We start from the raw sequence: 20,384 nt of genomic DNA, 5'->3' as shown, positions 1-20,384 counted from the left end.
CAAGGCAATAACCTAACCGGTTAGTGGAATCAGGACAGTTTTGGCGTGTTCTACCGCAAAATATTACCTGTAAGGGATATATCAATGCGTAACAGGCTGACTCAGAGTGAAATCATTACACTGTGTATCACACTGCTGATATCCATAGGATGTACAGCTATACTCATTGACCAGTTGACCGGCAAGAGCTTTTGATTCCGGACGAATCATCCCAGTATCACTGCCGCACTGGCCTGGTAATGAAAACACGTTTTGCAAACCATTCACCGAAGGGTGGGTCTGTTTGCTGATTCGAAAGGTAGGGACTATAAGTAGCTATACATAGTGTTTCCGGGATCAAGGTGGTTGCAAGTGCACCCTTCGCTGTACGCTACACATCCGCAGAGAAGCATGGATCGGTTACCGGTTGATGCACACCATTACCCAACCAAGCGCTTTATCCCACCGACATCATTATGTAGTTACTGGTGACGTGAAATTCCACTCAGGACGTTGCCTGCAAGCTTCAGTCTGGTTTATCGGTATCACGAAGATGTTACAACGTGCATGCTGAACAAAGTCACGCTCCCTGCAAGTTATTCGATATATCATTCAAGCCTGTTAGCAATAGTGGAGTAATCATGCAACAGCAACAACAAGAGCCCACAGTATTTATCATTGACGATGATGAAGCGGTTCGGGATTCGCTCAAGATGCTGATGAATTCCGTTGGCCAGAAAGTCCAGGTTTTCGCGTCACCGGCCGAGTTTCTGGAAGCCTACGATGAAAACCATCCCGGCTGTATCGTGCTGGATATCCGCATGCCGGGCATGAGCGGACTGGAGCTGCAGAGCAAGCTGAACGACATGCACTGCATCCTGCCGATCATTTTCATCACTGGCCACGGTGATGTACCGATGGCAGTACAGGCGATCAAGGATGGCGCGATGAACTTCATTCAGAAGCCTTTCCGCGACCAGGAGCTGCTCGACTATATCAACGATGCCCTGAAACTGGATGCCCAGCAGCGCGCCGAACTGCTGGAGCACAAGGAAATTCTGCGTCGTCTGTCCACCCTGACAGAAAGAGAGCGCGAAGTTCTGCACCACGTTGTTGAAGGCAAGGCTAACAAGGTGATCGCGGCTGACATCAATCTGAGCCAACGCACCGTCGAAATCCACCGATCCCGCGTGATGGAAAAGATGGGCACCAAATCCCTCGCACACCTGGTGCGTCAGGTGATGCAGGTGAAAGAACACCTCAAGGATGAATTCAAATTCAAGTGATCCGCCACTGAATTCACACACAACAATGGGATAACCACTCAACAGTGATATCCCATTGCCCCCATCCCAAAGCCAAATAACGAAGCCGGCATTCGCCAACAGCCTACTCACGGCGATAAAAACAACTTGTTAACTGTCGTATATATCCGCCTTTCACACACAAGCTGTCGACCGCACACGCAACCGTAGGTGTTACTCACAGGGGGCTGGGTAAAAGCAACAATGGCTGCCCTGACACCTCAATCCTATGATTATCAGGCTGGTGCAGATCATCTGAAACCAGCGTACACCAGCCAAAGAGATCAAGAACCACCTGGCTGCCCCCGATCGCTCCATTCCTGCATAAAATGCCTGATGGACGAAGGCGGCCTCTGTATCTGATAAGACAGGGTCAGCTATGCGTACTGCGAAACGGAACACTGTTTACCTTCTGGATGAAGACACCGCTGTCAGGGATACGGTGAACAGTCTATGCACATCTCGACAGCTCAAGATGCAGCATTTCACCTGCGCACAGCAATTGATTGCACAGCTGGATGAGAATCAACCTGCCTTCCTGATTACCGCCTACCAGGTGAGTGATATGCTCGTGACAGACCTGCTGGCCGAGATTCAGCAACGCGAGCCTTCACTGCCCGTTATCGTGCTCGGAGAACACAGCAATGTCAGCAGCGCCGTGGAATCCATTCGTGCAGGCGCTCTGGACTACATTGAGAAGCCGGTATATTCGGGTCGACTGGTCGAGCATTTCAACATGCTTGCCACTGACGGAACTTACACAGAATAATTGCGTCTAACTCAAAACGCTAAAGTCCGGACTGAAGCTCATCAGCATAGGTTTTCAGTTCGGAAAGTACCGCTTTTTTCGTCTCATCGACATCCGCCATCAACGTATCAATTCGCGCATAGAACGCCTCAAGTGTGAGGCTTCCCCCACCTTTGCTATCCAACAGTCGCTGACGGCGGAATGCCTGCCACTCGGATGCTTCATCGTCACCCAGCGTCTCAGGCCAGTTCCGGGCACGGTAACGAAACAGCATGTCATCGAGCCGCGCATCAGAAAAAGACAAGTGCAACGCACCTAACTGATCGGGCGGTGTCATCCGTACCTGTTGAATCCGCTCACGGTCAGCCGGATTAAAGAACCCACCGCTATAGAGCATGTGATCAGGATCGGTATGCGGTTCAAACGAATGCCCGGATAATACCTGACCCACTTTTGCCACAAAGGCATTAAACCGGCTTTGATCTGAAAACAGTCGCTGATGATGCAACTCACAACCAGCCTGATCAATAGAGAGACGCTGCTTGTCCGCGTCACGTAAGACATTCCATGGAACCACGACTGGCGCTTTGTTAAGGTGCACTGTTTTCAAGGGAATACGAGTGAGCCCCTCCTCATCGAGTAGATCCGTCGCGGTATAGAGACGATGCCTGATTTCGTCAGCAGTCAATTCCATGAAAGGCGTCGGATCAACACTCAAATCATAAACAACGACACCATTCTTGTTGGTCGGATGCGCAGCAATCGGCACAACAATGCCCAGACAATGTCTTGCGGATGAATAGCGTCCGGAAATATGAACAACCGGTTTTTGAGCATGAATATCCAGCAGCTTTGCCACCTGGTATTTCTGACGATTAAACAGCGCATAATTAAACAGCTTTTCCTGTTTTTCCCTCAGCAGGCGGGCTATGGCGATGGTCGCCCGCACATCGGACACAGCATCATGAGCATCCGCATGACTGATCCCATTAGCCACCGTCAACTCCTCAAGCCGAAAACTGACAGCGCCATCTTCACGCCTTGGCCATTGAATACCTTCCGGGCGCAAAGCCGCACACAACCTGACCACATCAATCAGATCCCAGCGACTGCAACCGTTCTGCCACTCGCGCGCATAAGGATCCATGAAATTACGGTAGAGACTGTAGCGTGTCACCTCATCATCGAAACGCAGCGTGTTATACCCCAGTACGCAGGTATTGGGCTGACTGAATTCCTGGTTGATACGGGCAATGAAATCGGCTTCACAGATGCCCCGCTCATTGACCCGCTGCGGGGTCAGCCCCGTGACCAGACAGGCTTCCGGATTAGGCAACTGGTCATCAGGCAGCCGGGCAAACAATTCCAGCGGCTCTCCGATTTCATTGAAATCCGCATCGGTACGAATACCGGCGAATTGGGCTGGCCAGTCACGCGCCGGATCCGTACCAAACGTCTCATAGTCATACCAGTAAAAAGTCTGCGTCACCGAAACTTCCCTTTGAGTCTAGAACTGCTCACAGAGTAACAGCTGACGTGCCCACTCGTTAGTCACTTTAAGGGAAAGAGGAAAAAAACCTGATGCGAGACTGCCTGCATCAGGTTTGAAAGGAGAAGTAGAACTGCAATGCCTTGACCAACTGCTCAAAGCCTTCACTACGCTCAATGATCGTGTAACCGGAATCATAACAATCCGGAGTGATATCCCTGTGACACCACTGACAACGGGCATCAAAGTCGATGACCGTATACCCTCCCAGTGGTTCCGGCAGCTGAATACGCATGGAATACACGCCACCCAGCTCCATCATCCAGGGCGTAATCAGCATCAGGCCATTACGGCTGATATTGCCGATATACCCGATCTGCATGTCATTACAGCGGTTATACACCACCAGATACTCGGCTAGACGCTCACTGCATATCCGGTGACTATTCTCACTGATAGCCTTCCTTGCCATGCCTGTACTTCCATCAAGACCCAGCAGAATACTGCACCTCAATGACATCACTGCGCATCGAGGTTTTCTGTGATCCCTGTTCTCATCCCCCACTACCCCCCGGTAGCTCAAACAAGAAAAGAGTATCGACTGCAGCATGACGTTCTTACCAACCGGCCAGACCGGTTAACAGCCTGATTCATTACCTTTAAAAAAACACGGGTAAAAACCATTGCCGTCATAGAAATAGTAGCCCTGCCACTACCCAGCGTTTAAACCGCTTTTTACTAGATGTACGACAACTTAATTCCTTTAACTGACAAGCAATCATGAATGGCTATAAAAGAGAATCCATTCATTAAGGCTATAAACGCAGTGTCGTTTTTCTGTCACCCTTTTTGCTGCGGGATTTATCACCAGGCGTTTCATGGTATGCTTTCGACGCAGAAAACCGCACAACAACAATAAGACAATGGTTATGGAGTGTCGAAAATGCGTCACGGGAGAATCCTGTCTGGCCTAGTTTTAGTCCTACTCACTGTTACCAGCCTGCCCGGATGCGCTCCCAGCACGCCGCTCTTTGTTGCCAATGTCGGCACCCGGGAACTGGCACGTCATGAAGACCAGCGATTAAAGGTTGCCCAGGCCATCGTTGATGAAGAGGGGGACCTGTTTACCTATTCCGTTGACGCCATTATTAATGGCCAGTCCGCCGAGGCAGAGAAAACCTATCTCAATGGTTACACGCACATTGGCTTCAGCAACCAAATAAAAGCCATCGCTCTTTATCAGATCGCCCTCATTTACAAAAGCAGTTATAACCGGGAACGTAATTACCCGCTTTCCCTCAATTATCTTTACCGCATTGTGAATGAATTTCCGGAAACCCGGGCTGCGGATTATGCGCGGGCAAAAATCATTGAAGTGGAACACCTTATTGATAACCCGGTGAAATTCACCCCTGACGAAAAACTGGCAGATTGGGAGCAAATTAAACGGGTTCCGGATCCACGCTACGCGAAGCTGGATCAAGCCATGAATTCACTGTCAAAGCGAGCGGTTGTCAAAAACAGAACCCCAGAGGTGATTGAGTTGTACACGCTGGTTTACCGGGAACGGGGCATGCCCACATCGCTCAGAGCAGACGCCCTGCTTCAGATTGCCCTTATCTACAACAGCCAACCCCAGAATGCCGAAAAACGCGAGCAGACACTGGCAGCATTCAGGAAGGTTTCGCGGGAATTTTCCGGCACCAGCTACCAAAAAATCGCTGACCAGCACCTGGATATTCTTCTGAACCAACAGGGAAACTAATAAAACTCCGGGCAATGCTGACTACATTGCCCGGAGTTTTATTAGTTATAAATGACGCTGACCTGATCCTTGCCGAATTGATCTTTCAGCATTTGCACCAGTTCATCACTGGGACTCACCTGCCACTGATCACCCAGCCGCACTCTAGCCCGTGCATCAGAACCTTCATACTGCACACTAATCGGCGTCTGACCGGAATGATCACTAAACAACTGCTGAAGACGACGCTCGAAGCCGGTAGTGCAGCTGGCATAATCCAGCACAATCTCTAGCTCATTAGCATAGTGCGATCGCGCATCTACAAGGCTGAGCACGTTTCTCGCGACCGCTTTCAACGCCCCCGAGTAATCATCAAAACTGACCTCAGCCTCGACAACTATGAGCGTGTCTTTGGTCAGCAAATGTTGGAACTTGTTGAAAGTATCGGCAAAGACCGAGACTTCAATCCGCCCACTACGATCATCCAAGGTAATAAAGCCCATCTTATCGCCGCGCTTGTTCTTCATGACACGCAGCGCAACGATAAGACCGGCAATATTCACCTTATCCCTGCCGGGCTGAAGATCCACAACCCGGTTACGAACAAAGTGTCGTATTTCTTTCTCATATTCATCAATCGGATGGCCCGTCAGGTACAAGCCCAGGGTATCCTTTTCACCGCGCAAGCGTTCTTTGTCGGCCCACTCTCTGACGCGACCATAGTTACCATAAGCGTCAGTATCTTCTTCCGGCACCAACCCACCGAACAAATCACCGAGACCACTGTCGAGACTCCGGGCTGACTGTTCAGCAGCCTTAACTGCTTCTTCCATGCTCGCATCCAAGACTGCCCGATTGAGATTGAGCTGTTTTTTCTTGCCAGGATACGGCCCTTGCATATCCAGCGCACCTGAACGGATTAACGCTTCAAGACAACGCTTGTTGACTTTCTTGCTATCGATACGCTGACAGAAATCAAAAATATCTTTAAACGGCCCACCCTGCTTTCTTGCTTCCACGATGGCCGCAATCGGACCCTCACCAACACCTTTGATGGCACCAAGCCCGTAAACAATATGACCGTCGTCGTTAACACCAAACATGTAGCTACCGCTGTTCACATTAGGCGGCAGGACATTTAGGTCCATATTCCTGCACTCTTCAATGAAGGTGACCACTTTGTCGGTATTCTGCATATCCGACGACATTACCGCCGCCATGAATTCCGCAGGGTAATGGGTTTTTAACCAGAGGGTCTGGTAAGAAACCAGCGCATAGGCGGCAGAGTGCGACTTGTTAAAGCCATAACCGGCAAACTTTTCCACCAGGTCGAATATCTTCATGGCCAGCTCGGGATCGACACCCTTGCCCTTGGCGCCCTCTTCAAACACAGAGCGCTGCTTGGCCATCTCCTCCGGTTTTTTCTTACCCATGGCCCGGCGCAGCATATCCGCACCACCCAGGGTATAGCCTGCCAGCTCCTGGGCAATCTGCATGACCTGTTCCTGGTAGAGGATAATGCCGTAGGTCGGTTGCAGGATCGGCTTGAGCCATTCGTGCTGATACTGGGCATCCGGGTAGGACAACTCTTCACGACCATGCTTTCGGTTAATGAAGTTGTCCACCATGCCGGACTGCAAGGGTCCGGGGCGGAATAGTGCAACCAAAGCGATGATATCTTCGAAGCAGTCTGGCTGAAGGCGTTTGATGAGGTCTTTCATACCCCTCGATTCAAGCTGGAAGACTGCCGTCGTTTCTGCCTTCTTCAACAGGGTGTATGAGGCATTATCTTCCAGGTCGATCTGCATGATATCGACGGGAGGCTGCCCCTGCTTCTCCAGGCGCGGATTGATCATTTTCAGCGCCCAGTCAACGATCGTCAGCGTCCGCAACCCAAGAAAGTCGAATTTAACCAATCCGGCTGTTTCAACATCATTCTTGTCGTACTGTGTAACCAGACCATGGCCGCTTTCATCACAATACAGCGGGGAAAAGTCTGTCAGCTTGGTTGGCGCAATAACAACACCACCGGCATGCTTACCCACATTTCGGGTAATGCCTTCGAGCTTGAGCGCCATTTCCCAGACTTCCTGGGCATCCTCATCATGTTCAAGGAATTCCCGCAGCCCTTCTTCCTGGTCATACGCTTTTTTTAGCGTCATGCCGACTTCAAAGGGAATCAGCTTGGACAGGCGATCAGCCATGCCATAGGACTTGCCCTGCACCCGGGCGACATCCTTGACCACCGCCTTGGCCGCCATGGTACCGAAGGTAATGATCTGGGAGACCGCATCACGACCGTAAGTCCGTGACACATAGTCAATGACCTTGTCGCGGTTATCCATGCAGAAGTCGACGTCAAAGTCAGGCATGGAAACCCGTTCAGGATTCAGAAATCGTTCGAACAGCAGGTCGTATTCGAGCGGATCAAGATCGGTGATTTTCTGAGCATAGGCCACCAGCGAGCCGGCACCGGAACCCCGCCCAGGCCCTACCGGAATCCCGTTATTCTTGGACCACTGGATAAAGTCCATAACGATCAGGAAATAACCGGGGAACCCCATCTGCAGGATAATGTCCAGCTCGAAATTCAGGCGATCGTAGTAAACCTTCCGTTTGGCTTCATACTCCGGATCATTCTTGTCGAGAATAATCTCCAGCCGTTCTTCCAGGCCCTGGGCGGAGAATTCCCGGAAAAACTCATCCATGGTCTTCCCTTCCGGGATGGGGTATTCCGGAAGATGGTAAGTTCCCAGAGGCACATGAACGCTGCAGCGTTTGGCAATCTCAACCGTATTCGCAATAGCTTCGGGAATATCGGAAAAGAGCTCAATCATTTCTTCTGGTGTTTTGAAATACTGTTCTTCGCTGTATGGGCGGGGACGCCGAGGATCATCCAGCACCCGACTCTCACCAATGCAGAACCGGGCTTCGTGGGCATCGAAATCGTCCCGATCCATAAACATTACATCATTGGTAGCCACTACCGCGCACTGGCAATGGGAGGCCAGCTCAACCGCCGCATGCAGGTAACTCTCATCGCCGGGACGCCCTGTGCGCTGCAATTCAAGATAAAAGCGATCACCAAAAGCCGCCTGCCATTCTTTAAGCAGGTTTTCAGCGTCATCAGGATGCCCTGCCAGCAGCTTCTGTCCAATCTCACCCTGACTCGCTCCGGAAAGCGCAATCAATCCCTCAGATTTCTCAAAGACCCACTGTCGTTTGACCAGCGCCTTACCCTGATGCTGGTTGGTCTGGAAGCTCATCGCTACCAGCTCCATCAGGTTACGGTAGCCCTGCTCATTCATACATAGCAGGATAAGATGGGTGGGTGGTTCCGTGGGATCACTGTTTTCCAGCCAGACATCACAGCCACAAATTGGTTTGATGCCAGTACCCTGGGCTGACTGATAGAAGCGAACCAGCGAGCACATGTTGGACTGATCCGTCACCGCTACAGCCGCCATGCCTCGATCAGCCACGGCACCAATCAGGGATTTAATCCGGATAAGGCCATCAACCAGGGAAAATTCAGAGTGCAGACGAAGATGAACAAACTGGGTTGTCATGAAACACAGGCCCGGGGGATGAAGAACAGAATCAGGTTAGTCTATCAGCCGACCGGGGTGAATGACACCGCCGTCGACTGATGAAAGGAAGCATCACGCAGGCAGATTTTCCACCAGTTCACGCACCGGTTTAAAGGAGCGGCGGTGGTGTGGCGTCACACCCAGTTTTGCCAGGGCTTCAAGATGCTCTTTAGTCGGATAGCCCTTGTGCTTGGCAATGCCGTAGCCTGGATACTGTCGATCCATCTCCAGCATTTCCCTGTCGCGGGTTACCTTAGCCAGAATGGAAGCCGCAGCGATCTCCGGCACTCGACTATCGCCTTTGACCACAGACTCCGCAGCACAGGGCAATTTCGGGCAACGATTGCCGTCTATCAGTGCAAGGGATGGTTTTACAGACAATCCGGCAACAGCCCGCTGCATGGCCAGCATAGTGGCATGCAGGATGTTCAGCTGATCAATCTCATCAACCTCTGCCCGCCCTAGCGACCAGGCTAACGCCCGTTCCTTGATAATATCGAACAACGCTTCACGTCGACTTTCCGAGAGTTTTTTGGAGTCGTTCAAACCTTCTATAGGGCGTGAAGGATCCAATATCACGGCAGCGGTCACCACAGGACCACAAAGCGGACCACGACCAACCTCATCGACACCGGCCACAACAGCTTCATCATCGGAAACAAAAAAAGACAGTTCACTCTGTTGCACAGACAATGCCTCCCTGTTTCTTTAACAAACCCATGACAGCCTCTGCCGCCTGCTCACTGGCATTGCGGCGCAGCGTTTGATGTATCGCCATGTATTGGTCAGCCTGTTCACGGTGACGCGCATTGTTTTCCATGGCATCCAGGGTTTCCTGGGCAAGGCGCTCAGGTGTTGCTTCATCCTGAAGGATTTCAGGCACCAATGCTTTACCTGCCAGCAGGTTGGGCAAGGATACCCATTCAGACTTCACCATACGTCGCAAGATCTGGTATGTCAGCCAAGCTACGCGATAGCTCACCACCATCGGTTTCTTATGCAGCATCGCCTCCAGTGTCGCCGTACCGGAAGCAATCAAGATAGCGTCTGCCGCCGCCATAGCCTGATGCGACTGCCCATCCAACAGTTTGACCGGCATGTCTGACATTTCGGCCAGATACTGTTCCAGCTGCTCGCGCCGCTGAGCATTGGCGCAGGGAATAACGAACTTTAACTGCGGCTGCTGTTGCAACATGCGCTGTGCAGCCTGGAGAAACAGTGGTCCGAGTCGTTTAACCTCACCACCACGACTGCCTGGCATCAATGCAACAACCTGATCCTCAGCGCGATAACCCAACGCGTCCCGCGCGCCGGCCACATCAATGTCCAGCGGTATCTTGTCGGCTAACGGATGGCCAACAAACGTGACAGGAATCGCATGTTCTTCATAGAAACGCGCTTCAAACGGCAACAGTGTGAGCATATGGTCTGTCGACTGCTTGATATTCAGCACACGTTTCTGCCGCCAGGCCCAGACAGAAGGACTCACATAATGCACCGTCGCAATACCGGCATCATGAAGTTTCTGTTCAAGCGGGAGATTAAAATCAGGTGCATCAATACCGATGAACACATCCGGCTTCTCGGCACAGAAATATTCAACCAGCGTCTTGCGAATATGTAGCAATTCCTTCAGGCGGCCAAGCACTTCCACCAGTCCCATGACTGACAGGCGCTCCATAGGAAACAGGCTTTCAAAGCCTTCCGCCAGCATATCAGGCCCACCAATACCCACAAATCGAGCATGCGGCATGCGTTGTTTGAGGGCGCTAACCAGACCAGCCCCCAAAATATCGCCGGAAGCTTCGCCGGCAACAATGGCAATCGTAACGGGTTTTGTCATCCAGAATATCCCTGCAGGTCAGAGAACCTTAGCGGGTAATCCCCCGGGTGGATGACTGCAACGATTCCACCAGCAGTTGCACCTGGCGGGTTTCCGCCGCCATACCCTGAAGGACTTCAACCGCCTGGGAGGTTTTCAATCCCTGACGGTAAATCACCTTATAAGCCTGACGCAGGCTGCGGATGACCTCATCACTCCAACCCCGACGTCGCATACCCTCGAAGTTCATACCATGGGCTTCAGCCGGATTACCACTGACCATGATAAAGGCGGGAACATCTTTGAAAATGGCACTGTGGGCAGCACTCATGCTGTAGGCGCCAATCTGGCAGAACTGGTGCACAGTGGTCAGACCACCGAGAATAACACCATCACCGACAGTGACATGACCGGCAATAGCCGTGTTGTTAGCAAAGATACAGTTATCACCCACCATGCAGTCATGGGCGACATGCACATAAGCCATGAGCAAATTATTGCTGCCGATTTTCGTCAGGCTTTGATCCTGCACTGTACCGCGGTGAATCGTGCAACCTTCACGAATGACGTTGTTATCACCGATTTCAAGCCGAGTGGGTTCACCGGCGTACTTCTTGTCCTGGCAATCTTCGCCGACAGATGCAAACTGAAAAATCGTATTGTTTTTGCCGATGCGTGTCGGGCCCTTGATCACTGCATGGGAGTGAATCTTTGTACCAGCCCCGATTTCGACATCAGGACCGATAACGGTGAACGGCCCAACTTCAACATCACGGTCCAGCTGCGCGGACGGGTGAATAATTGCACGGGAGTCGATCAAGTTCAGATATCCTTTTTCGCACAGGTAATAACAGCAGAACTTGCCATTTTACCATCAACCAGTGCTTTACAGGAAAATTTCCAGATATCTCTTTTACATCCCATGTATTCGGCAACCAATTGCAACCGGTCACCCGGCACGACCGGCTGACGAAAACGGACTTTATCGGCCGCTGCAAAATAATAGACAGAGTTTTCCCCGCCAGTCTTACCCGCCATGGTGAACCCCAACAGACCCGCCGCCTGCGCCATGGCCTCAATAATCAGCACACCGGGCATCACGGGATGGCCGGGAAAATGGCCATTGAAAAACTCTTCATTCGCCGTGACATTTTTGTAGCAATCGATGGTGTTCTTTTCCAGGTCAATATCGACAACCCTGTCAACCAGCAAAAAGGGGTAACGCTGGGGCAAGAGCGCCTTGATCTCATCTATACGCATCATGTGCGAACCATTTCTCCGAAGAAGCCGATAATCACCGTGCAGAACGTTTGGCTTGCAACCAGCAACGGATGCCGATCAGGGAAGGAACCGGGAAATAACCCGGTACCTTTCCAGGCATCGGGCTTCATGCACTTCAATCCAGTTTTTTCTCAAGTTCCTTGAGACGTCTGGCCATATCATCCAACTGGCGGAAGCGTACTGTATTCTTGCGCCATTCACGCACCGGCATACAACCGACAGAACCTGAAGAATACTGTCCGGGCTTCAGGATGGATTTGGTGACCATCGCCATGCCCGCCAGGTGTACGCCATCGGCAATTTCCAGATGACCCGCAATGCCACAACCGCCCGCAATAATACAGTTGCGACCGATCTTGGTACTGCCGGAAATACCCGTACAGCCGGCAATCGCCGTCTTATCCCCAATGACCACATTATGGGCAACATGTACATGGTTATCGATAATCACACCATGACCAATTACCGTATCCGCCAGCGCACCACGATCAATGGCTGAATTGGCGCCAATCTCAACATCATCGCCGACAACAACACCACCCAGCTGTGCAATCTTGACCCAGCCCTGGCCATCATGGGCAAAACCAAAGCCATCCGAACCCAGCACGGCACCGCTGTGCAGTATACAGCGGTCACCCACAACAACACCGTGACAAATGGTAACGTTAGGATTTAGAAGCGTATCCTTCCCGATCATACTGTTACGACCGATGACAGAACCGGCGCCAATCCGGGCACCGGCAGCCACCGACGCCCCGGCCTCAATCGTCACCTGCGGCCCAATACTGGCCTCAGGGCTGACCACGGCCGTTTCATCAATCCAGGCCGTCGGATGAACAACATACTCGACCGGCTCAGGTTCAAACAGGCGAGAGACACGGGCATACCCCAGGTAAGGGTTCTTCATGACCAGTGCATTAACTTCATACTTCTCCGCCATTTCCGGACTCAAGAGCACAGCAGACGCTTCCGTATCTGACAGAAACTTCTCATAGGCCGGATTGGAGAGAAAGGTGAGCGCACCCTTGCCCGCCTCCTGAAGCGTTGCAAGTCGATGGATCACAATGGTGCTATCACCCTGAATATCCGCACAGAGAAACTCTGCCAGTTCGGCCAGGGTGAAGTGTTTTTCGGCTTTCATCACAGGGAGTACTACTTTCCGTCTGCTTACTTCTGTTTGGCGGTCAGCCGGTTCAGTTTGTCGATAACCTTGCGAGTCACGTCATTTTCCGGCTTAACAAAGCGTGCGGCAGCACGCTCAATGACGACATCATAGCCTTCGCTTTTGGCAACGGCCTGAATTGCCTCTTCCAGTTGCGGCTGCAATTTGGCGAGTTCTTTCTGGTCAGCTTCATTCTTTTCGACCTGAAGTTGACGTGCCTGATATTCCCAGTCTTCCTTCTTGCGACGCATTTCCATCTGCAGCTTGGTGCGCTCAGCCTCACTCATCATTGGGCCTTCCTTTTCAAGCTTGCCCATCAGCGTTTTGTACTGTGATTCAAGCCCTTTCAGCTTATTGATCTGTTCTCCAAACTGCTGCTCGGATACCTTGGCATATTGCTTGGCCGCAGCAGATTCCAGCAGCGCCATCTGAGAGTTGACCACCGCAACACGGTTAGGGGCGGCCGCCTGCGACAATGGGGCAACCAGAATCATGGCCAGCAGGGCGAATTTGATACTGCGCAACATTGAAACTCCTGTTATTACCTGGTTCGATCGATTCATCCCTGCCGACAGACAACTTCAGTGCTCCAGCAAACGGGGTGAAACAACACGCAAAAGGCAAGGCTACTGCCTTGCCTCGAAAAAGTCATCAGGAACTGAAGATCAGTTCACATCAAAACTTTGTTAGAACGGTGCTCCCAGAGAGAACTGGAAGACCTGGGTTTCGTCGTCATCCTTATTATTCAGCGCTTTCGCCAGACTGAAGGTCAACGGCCCCAGCGGTGTAATCCAGGTCAGTCCCACACCGGCGCTATAACGCAGGTCGCCAACATCAGGCTTGGAACACATTTTGACCTGATCCTTACCATTACTGTCTTTTGCGGTACTGCAGTCCGTATCAAAGACGTTACCGGCATCCAGGAACAGGACGGTGCGCATTGAGCGCTGATCCTTAACAAACGGTAGCGGGAACAGCAGCTCAACACCACCTTCCACCATAACGTTACCACCGATCGGATCATAATCACCATCAGACTGCAGTGCCCGTGGACCCAGCGTATTGTCCTTGTAACCACGGATTGAGCCGAAACCGCCGCCATAGAAGTTCTCATAGAACGGCAGCTTACTGGTAGAACCATACGCGCCACCATAACCCAGACGGGTATGGAAACGTACGGAATAATCAGACGCCAGCGGGAAGAAATACTGACCACGGTAATGCAGCTTGTAGAAGTGAAGATCACTGCCTGGCAGCGCGACTTCCATGGATACGCCCTGGGAGTAACCTTTAGTCGGCAGCAGACCGTGGTTCAAGGTCGATTCAGACCAGCCAATCGTACCCTTGAAGTTGGTAAATTTATCACCCTCATCCTTCAGGAAGTGAGAGACAATCCACGCAGGATCATTCCCCTCCTTGATGGTGGAACTTTCAATACCCACACCAAAGTTGAGACTGGAGGTTTCGGATATCGGATAACCAAAGGTCATATCCGCACCCATGGTATCCACGTTATAGTTGGTCACATCCGTCTCGTCGTAGTCCGTCTCACTGTAGTAGACGTTGTAACCACGACTTACACCGTCCACGGTGTAGAAGGGATCTGTGAAACCAAAGCTATAGAGTTTACGGTATTTGCTGGTATTGGCAGACAGCGATACACGGTTACCGGTACCCAGGAAATTGCTCTGACTGATAGAACCACCCAGGATCAAACCATCACCCTGAGAGAAACCGATACTGGCGGTAATTGCGCCGGAAGGTTGTTCTTCAACGGTATAGTTGACATCCACCTGGTCACTGGTGCCAGGGACCGGTGTCGTTTCACTGGTGACTTCCTTGAAATAACCCAGTCGATTCAAACGAACCTTGGACTGCTCAATCTTGTAAGTGGAAGCCGCTGCACCTTCCATCTGACGCATTTCACGACGCAGCACTTCATCTTCAGTCTTGGTATTGCCCTGGAAGTTAATGCGACGCACATAGGTACGACGACCGGGCTCAACAAAGAAGGTAATATCAACGGTATGGTCTTCTTCGTTGGTTTGAGGAATACCTGTCACGTTGGCAAAGGCATAACCCTCACTGCCCAGACGACGGGTAATCAGATCTTCCGTTGTCGTGATCCGCTTGCGGGAGAATGTCTGCCCATCTTTTACGAGCAGTAGCGCTTTGACCTGCTCTTCCGGCACAACCAGATCACCGGCCAGCTTGACATTCTTCACGCTGTATTTCTGACCTTCATCCACATTCACGGTGATGTAGACACTTTCCTTGTCTGGCGTGATGGAAACCTGGGTCGAATTGATATTGAAATTGATATAACCGCGATCCAGGTACCAGGAGCGTAACCTTTCAAGGTCACCCGAGAGTTTTTCGCGGGAATACTTGTCATCGTTGGAGTAGAAAGAGAGCCAGCCAGAGGGTTTCAGCTCAAACAGCTCCAGCAGCTCCTCACTGTTGAACACTTTGTTGCCAACAATGTTGACATGCTGAATGGTGGAAACCTTACCTTCCTTGATATCGATGGTAATCGCCACCCGGTTTCTCGGCTGGGGTTCAACATTAGCCTTGATACTGGCACCGTAGCGACCCTGGGCGACGTACTGACGCTCCAGCTCCATCCGAATCGCTTCCAGCGTTGCCTGCTGGAAAATCTCGCCATCCGCCAGACCGGCCTGCTTCAGGCCTTTCTTCAGGTCTTCGGTTTTGATGGCCTTGTTGCCTTCAATCTTTATCTCACTGATGGAGGGGCGTTCCACCACAGTGACGACCAGTACGTTGCCGTCACGCCCCATCTGGATATCCTGAAAATATCCAGTCTTAAACAAGGCTCGTACAGCGTCAGCCAGTTCCGGGTTATCAACATCATCACCAATAGCTACAGGCAATGCATTGAACACCGTTCCCGCCGAAATACGCTGCAACCCGTCCAGGCGGATGTCATTGATGACAAAGGCATTCGCCTGTCCGGCCACGAGCGCACCGGCAACAAAAGGCAGCAATAATCGATTCATGGAATCCGTTCTTCCAGAAATTGGTCGTAAAGCCAAAAGATAAACTGATACCGCACCGGGACTCCCCCTTCGGTTACAGTCGGCTCAAATCATTATACAGGGCGACAAACATGAGTCCGAGAATCAACGTCATGCCAATACGCACCCCGATCATCTGTATTTTCTCCGACACCGGCCGGCCTTTCACCAGCTCCACCAGATAATACAGCAAGTGCCCCCCGTCCAGCACAGGGATAGGCAACAGGTTCAAAACACCTAAACTAATACTCAGCATAGCAAGGAAGTTCAGAAAACTTTCAAGACCGGATTTAAATGAGGCACCGGCCACCTTCGCTATGGTAATCGGGCCACTGAGATGCTCAACCGACACCAGCCCAATCACCATCTTGCGGATGGAGTCCAGTGTCAGTGTTGTCAACGACCAGGTGTCCTGAAGCGCAACCCCTAAAGCCATGACCGGACCATAGCTGATGTCACGCAGACGATCAGCGGGCCATTCGAAGGGTTTTGCGCCGGCACCAATGTACCCAATTTTCTGGCCATCGGCTAACGTTTTCTCACCCGGCACCAGGGTTAGTGAACGACTACTGCCGTCTCTATCAATCTCGACCTGTATTGGTTGACCGGCATTGTCACGAACAATATCCACCCAACCCTGCCAGCTGGAAACCTGCTCACCATTGGCGGACAACACAACATCCCCACTCAACAATCCGGCCTTTTCAGCCGCACCGCCTTCCAGAACCTGCCCGATCGCTGCTGGCACTTCGGGACGCCATGGCTGAACACCCAGAGACCGCAGCGGATCCGGATTTTCTTCACCGGCAAGCCAGTTATTGAGATGAATATCTGAATATTGCGTATCGGCACCTTTCTCATCAAAAGGCTTGGTGCCTATCACAACCGTGGCGGTTTCCCCCAGTGGTGCCAGCAACGCCATATTGATGGCATGCCAGGATGGCGTATTCCGACCATCCACAGTGACCACTTCAGACCCGGGATTTACCCCCGCGACAGCAGCCGGCGATTCAGGCACAACGTCACCGATCACCGGTATGACCGTTTTGACGCCCACCAGATACATCAACCAAAGTGCAACAATCGCAAGCAGAAAGTTGGCAATCGGTCCGGCCGCGACAACCGCGATACGGGCATACACCGACTTATTATTAAACGCCTGATCTTTCTCCTCATCCGCCACCGGCCCTTCACGCTCATCCAGCATTTTCACGTAGCCGCCGAGCGGAATCATGGCGATGGCGAATTCTGTGCCATGCCTGTCATACCAGGTGAAGAGAGGTTTACCAAATCCAATACAAAAACGAAGTACCCTGACACCACAACGACGAGCAACCCAGAAATGCCCATACTCATGGATACTGACCAGCAGGCCAAGGGTGACGATAAACGCCAGAATTGTCTGCAATGTTCCCATAGTCCCGTCGGCTTTCCTGCATTTACCCCAAGAGGCTTAAACGATAAAGTGACTGATTTTACAACATTTTGCGCAATCCTCGCATAGTGTCGGAGGGATTCGCAAATACAAAAGCGCTCACTAACCTCAGGCTTAGCCGTCTGTAATGCCATCTCCCGGTTTTAATGGCGCATTTACCTTAATAAAGCACTCCGCAACAGGAACCACCATTTTAAGTACTGTATGGACAGAAATTTCGACGGCATCGCGAATCGCTTCCGCCAGCAGATCTACGGCACCCTGAAAGGGCAACTCCGACTGGAAATCCTTCAGGAAGACCTCGTCACTCACATCCCCGCCCTGCTTGGCAGTGATCGCAAGCTCACCATCCTCGATGCGGGCGGCGGCATCGGCCAGTATTCCGCCATGCTCGCCGCACAGGGGCACCGGATCATCCTATGCGATATTTCAGCCGACATGCTGGCGCTGGCCAGAGAAGAATATGCCAGAATCGCGCCCGATGCTGATATCCGGCTTATTCACTGCCCTATTCAGTCATTACAGGAACATCTGGACGAGCCTGTCGACCTTGTCCTGCTCCATGCCGTGCTTGAGTGGTTGAAAGATCCTCGCGAGGTACTGAACAGTCTGCCCACACTGACACGTCCGGGTGGCTGGCTTTCCATCCTGTTCTACAACAAAAATGCTCTGGTCTGGCGCCACCTGATGAACCGGAATTTCAAGCTGGCCTACCATGACAACTTTGAAAACCGGAAAAACCCACTAACACCGGCATGGCCGCTAGATCCTGCCGATGTCCATGAATGGCTAAACACTCTGGGACTCTCCATCAACGCCTGGTCAGGCATTCGCGCCATACACGACCATATGCCAAAACCGGTTCGCGACATGACACCCGCAGAAGACATGCTTCAGGTTGAAAAACACTTCGGACGCAAACCGCCTTATCGGGATCTCGCCCGCTATGTGCATATGCTCTGCCAAAAGCCCGTATAAAACAAAAGCCGGCATTCACCGGCTTTCATCTGGTGATAATATCAAGCGTCCGCAATCACCACCGTCCGCAGAGGTGCAGGGTATCCTTCTACCGTTTTTCCAGGGTTGTCAGGATCCAGAAAGTCGGCAAGTGAATTGAATGTCATCCATTCCGTCTGACGCTGCTCTTCTGTTGTGGTAGCCGCCATATCGACCACACGGGCATTTCGAAAGCCCGCACGCCGCAACCACAACAGCAGCGTATCCGGTGACGGCAAGAACCAGACATTACGCATCATGGCGTAACGATCTTCCGGCATCAGCACCTGCCCCAGCGCCCCATCAACAACCAGTGTTTCAAGCACAAGCTCACCACCGGCGCGCAAGGCACCTTTCAACTCAAGCAGATGATCAATGGGTGAACGACGGTGGTATAACACCCCCATAGAGAAAACCGTATCAAAAGCTTTCAGGCTTTCAGGAACATCTTCCATCTTTAACGGCAGAAGATGTACAGGCAGCGTTTTGCCGGCATAACGCTTAAACGCCTCAAACTGAACCAGAAACAGGCGGGACGGATCTACCCCGATCACCTGTCGGGCACCCGCACCCAACATGCGCCAGCAGTGATAACCAGAACCACATCCGACATCCAGCACCAGCCGCCCATTAAGCGACGACAGGTGAGGCGCAACACGCTCCCATTTCCAGTCAGAGCGCCATTCGGTATCAATATGTTCGCCAAAGAAATCAAACGGCCCTTTGCGCCAGGGGCTCAGCGCTTTTAACTCGCGGTGGAGATCATGCCTAACCTCATCAGGCAAACACTCATGAGACTCGACACCGACCGCAGACACATCCAGGTTCACCGTTTTGACAGGAATATCTGGCAACCGCTTCAAGGCCGCCAACCAGCGATCCAGATCACCATGAGGATTATCAACAAGAACATGCTGCAGTTGCTGCGGCAACACATCCAACCAGCGTTGCAGCGAGCGGTTATCCATTAACGGATACAAATCACCAAAAAAATCCAGAGGATTCGGCAAACTACGATTATCGCTTACAGGCATAATTATTTGATAGCCAGCAGTGAGCAGAAATTAAAGCACTGATACCAGAGCACGACTCGACTAAACCCGGCAGCCAACAAGCGCTCGCGATGCTGACCCAGGGTTTCCGGAACCAGATAATCTTCCAGCGCCGTGCGCTTCTGACTGATCTCAAGGTCTGAATACCCATTGGCTCGTTTAAAGTCATAATGGAGCTCTTCCAAAACGGACTGCTCACCGTCCTCAAACACCAGTTTTTCAGAAAGAATCAATACGCCCCCGGGATTCAAACCATCAGCAATCTGGCTTAACAGCGCCAACCGATCCTCAAGCGGAATAAACTGCAGGGTGAAGTTAAGCGTAACAACAGATGCATTGGCCACAGGCACACTACGGATATCATCCAGCAGCAAATCAACAGGAACACTGCTGCTATCCGCATCAATATATTTGCGGCAACGTTCAAGCATGGCATCAGAATTATCAACACCAACAATTCGGCATCCCGGTTGATCTACACCATGCCGCATGGCCAGCGTAGAAGCCCCAAGTGAGCAGCCCAGGTCGTAAAGCTCGGTATGCGGTTGCGCATACTGTGACGCGATAATGCCAATCATGGGAATGATCGTGGTATACCCGGGCACAGACCGGCGGATCATGTCGGGAAAAACCCGGGCAACGGCATCATCAAACGCAAAACCCGACACCTCAGCATGGGGTTCTGCATAAATACGATCGAGTAGATTATTCATGCGTATTCAGGAATTTGCTGTGCTGAAATACCAG

General features: G+C 51.7%; 18 protein-coding genes. 4 read left to right on the top strand and 14 right to left on the bottom strand.

From position 1 onward, the window contains the following. Nucleotides 1-620 precede the first annotated feature (620 nt). Nucleotides 621-1,265 carry a response regulator transcription factor gene (locus ABD892_RS26745; RefSeq protein ID WP_211825598.1) on the top strand — a complete coding sequence of 215 codons (645 nt, stop codon included), beginning with the start codon at nucleotides 621-623 and terminating at the stop codon, nucleotides 1,263-1,265. 397 nt (nucleotides 1,266-1,662) lie between these two features. Next, on the top strand, nucleotides 1,663-2,052 hold the full coding sequence (locus ABD892_RS26740; protein ID WP_345199446.1) for a response regulator transcription factor: 390 nt from the start codon (nucleotides 1,663-1,665) through the stop codon (nucleotides 2,050-2,052). Nucleotides 2,053-2,071: 19 nt separating this feature from the next. On the opposite strand, the gene sbcB is transcribed toward ABD892_RS26740, so the two are convergent. Further along, complete coding sequence (sbcB, locus tag ABD892_RS26735) at nucleotides 2,072-3,520, bottom strand: exodeoxyribonuclease I (protein ID WP_345199444.1); 1,449 nt, start codon at nucleotides 3,518-3,520, stop codon at nucleotides 2,072-2,074. A gap of 109 nt (nucleotides 3,521-3,629) precedes the next feature. Beyond that, on the bottom strand, nucleotides 3,630-3,992 hold the full coding sequence (locus ABD892_RS26730; RefSeq protein ID WP_211825604.1) for a PilZ domain-containing protein: 363 nt from the start codon (nucleotides 3,990-3,992) through the stop codon (nucleotides 3,630-3,632). Nucleotides 3,993-4,463: 471 nt separating this feature from the next. Here ABD892_RS26730 and ABD892_RS26725 point away from each other — a divergent pair, with 471 nt between their 5' ends. Further along, nucleotides 4,464-5,285, top strand: coding sequence for a tetratricopeptide repeat protein (locus ABD892_RS26725; RefSeq protein ID WP_345199442.1), 822 nt, complete (start codon nucleotides 4,464-4,466; stop codon nucleotides 5,283-5,285). 41 nt (nucleotides 5,286-5,326) lie between these two features. On the opposite strand, the gene dnaE is transcribed toward ABD892_RS26725, so the two are convergent. From dnaE to rseP, 10 genes are all read right to left on the bottom strand, one after another. Further along, nucleotides 5,327-8,833 carry a DNA polymerase III subunit alpha gene (gene dnaE / locus ABD892_RS26720; RefSeq protein ID WP_345199441.1) on the bottom strand — a complete coding sequence of 1,169 codons (3,507 nt, stop codon included), beginning with the start codon at nucleotides 8,831-8,833 and terminating at the stop codon, nucleotides 5,327-5,329. 93 nt (nucleotides 8,834-8,926) lie between these two features. Continuing rightward, on the bottom strand, nucleotides 8,927-9,541 hold the full coding sequence (rnhB, locus tag ABD892_RS26715) for a ribonuclease HII (protein ID WP_345199440.1): 615 nt from the start codon (nucleotides 9,539-9,541) through the stop codon (nucleotides 8,927-8,929). Further along, nucleotides 9,528-10,697 (bottom strand): lipid-A-disaccharide synthase, encoded by a 1,170-nt coding sequence (gene lpxB / locus ABD892_RS26710; RefSeq protein ID WP_345199439.1) that lies wholly within the window; start codon nucleotides 10,695-10,697, stop codon nucleotides 9,528-9,530. The genes rnhB and lpxB overlap by 14 nt, the downstream gene beginning before the upstream one ends. 28 nt (nucleotides 10,698-10,725) lie before the next feature. After that, nucleotides 10,726-11,496: an acyl-ACP--UDP-N-acetylglucosamine O-acyltransferase gene (lpxA, locus tag ABD892_RS26705; RefSeq protein ID WP_345199438.1), complete on the bottom strand. Its 771-nt coding sequence runs from the start codon at nucleotides 11,494-11,496 to the stop codon at nucleotides 10,726-10,728. Between the two features lie 2 nt (nucleotides 11,497-11,498). Then, nucleotides 11,499-11,939: a 3-hydroxyacyl-ACP dehydratase FabZ gene (fabZ, locus tag ABD892_RS26700; RefSeq protein WP_345199437.1), complete on the bottom strand. Its 441-nt coding sequence runs from the start codon at nucleotides 11,937-11,939 to the stop codon at nucleotides 11,499-11,501. Next, nucleotides 11,936-12,067, bottom strand: a complete 132-nt coding sequence (locus ABD892_RS26695; protein WP_345199436.1) for a hypothetical protein — start codon at nucleotides 12,065-12,067, stop codon at nucleotides 11,936-11,938. Before ABD892_RS26695 ends, fabZ begins: the two co-directional genes overlap by 4 nt. Before the next feature lie 5 nt (nucleotides 12,068-12,072). After that, nucleotides 12,073-13,098, bottom strand: a complete 1,026-nt coding sequence (gene lpxD / locus ABD892_RS26690; RefSeq protein WP_345199435.1) for a UDP-3-O-(3-hydroxymyristoyl)glucosamine N-acyltransferase — start codon at nucleotides 13,096-13,098, stop codon at nucleotides 12,073-12,075. Between the two features lie 26 nt (nucleotides 13,099-13,124). After that, entirely contained in the window at nucleotides 13,125-13,646 is a 522-nt protein-coding gene (locus ABD892_RS26685; RefSeq protein ID WP_345199434.1) for an OmpH/Skp family outer membrane protein, read from the bottom strand. Between the two features lie 159 nt (nucleotides 13,647-13,805). Continuing rightward, entirely contained in the window at nucleotides 13,806-16,136 is a 2,331-nt protein-coding gene (gene bamA / locus ABD892_RS26680) for an outer membrane protein assembly factor BamA (protein ID WP_345199433.1), read from the bottom strand. A gap of 73 nt (nucleotides 16,137-16,209) precedes the next feature. Then, a complete protein-coding gene (rseP, locus tag ABD892_RS26675; protein WP_345199432.1) occupies nucleotides 16,210-17,571 on the bottom strand; it encodes a sigma E protease regulator RseP in 1,362 nt (453 codons plus the stop codon). 222 nt (nucleotides 17,572-17,793) lie between these two features. On the opposite strand from rseP, the gene ABD892_RS26670 reads away from it, so the two are divergent. Further along, nucleotides 17,794-18,567, top strand: coding sequence for a methyltransferase domain-containing protein (locus ABD892_RS26670; RefSeq protein WP_345199431.1), 774 nt, complete (start codon nucleotides 17,794-17,796; stop codon nucleotides 18,565-18,567). A gap of 41 nt (nucleotides 18,568-18,608) precedes the next feature. Here ABD892_RS26670 and cmoB read toward each other — a convergent pair whose 3' ends face one another. Beyond that, nucleotides 18,609-19,619 (bottom strand): tRNA 5-methoxyuridine(34)/uridine 5-oxyacetic acid(34) synthase CmoB, encoded by a 1,011-nt coding sequence (cmoB, locus tag ABD892_RS26665; RefSeq protein WP_345199430.1) that lies wholly within the window; start codon nucleotides 19,617-19,619, stop codon nucleotides 18,609-18,611. Between the two features lie 2 nt (nucleotides 19,620-19,621). Beyond that, a complete protein-coding gene (gene cmoA, locus ABD892_RS26660; protein WP_345199429.1) occupies nucleotides 19,622-20,350 on the bottom strand; it encodes a carboxy-S-adenosyl-L-methionine synthase CmoA in 729 nt (242 codons plus the stop codon). Nucleotides 20,351-20,384: the final 34 nt, after the last annotated feature.

Source organism: Kistimonas scapharcae (assembly GCF_039540975.1).
Classification (GTDB): Bacteria; Pseudomonadota; Gammaproteobacteria; order Pseudomonadales; family Endozoicomonadaceae; genus Kistimonas; species Kistimonas scapharcae.
Note: the sequence above shows the minus strand (reverse complement) of the source record. Positions and strands in the feature narration are given on the sequence as shown.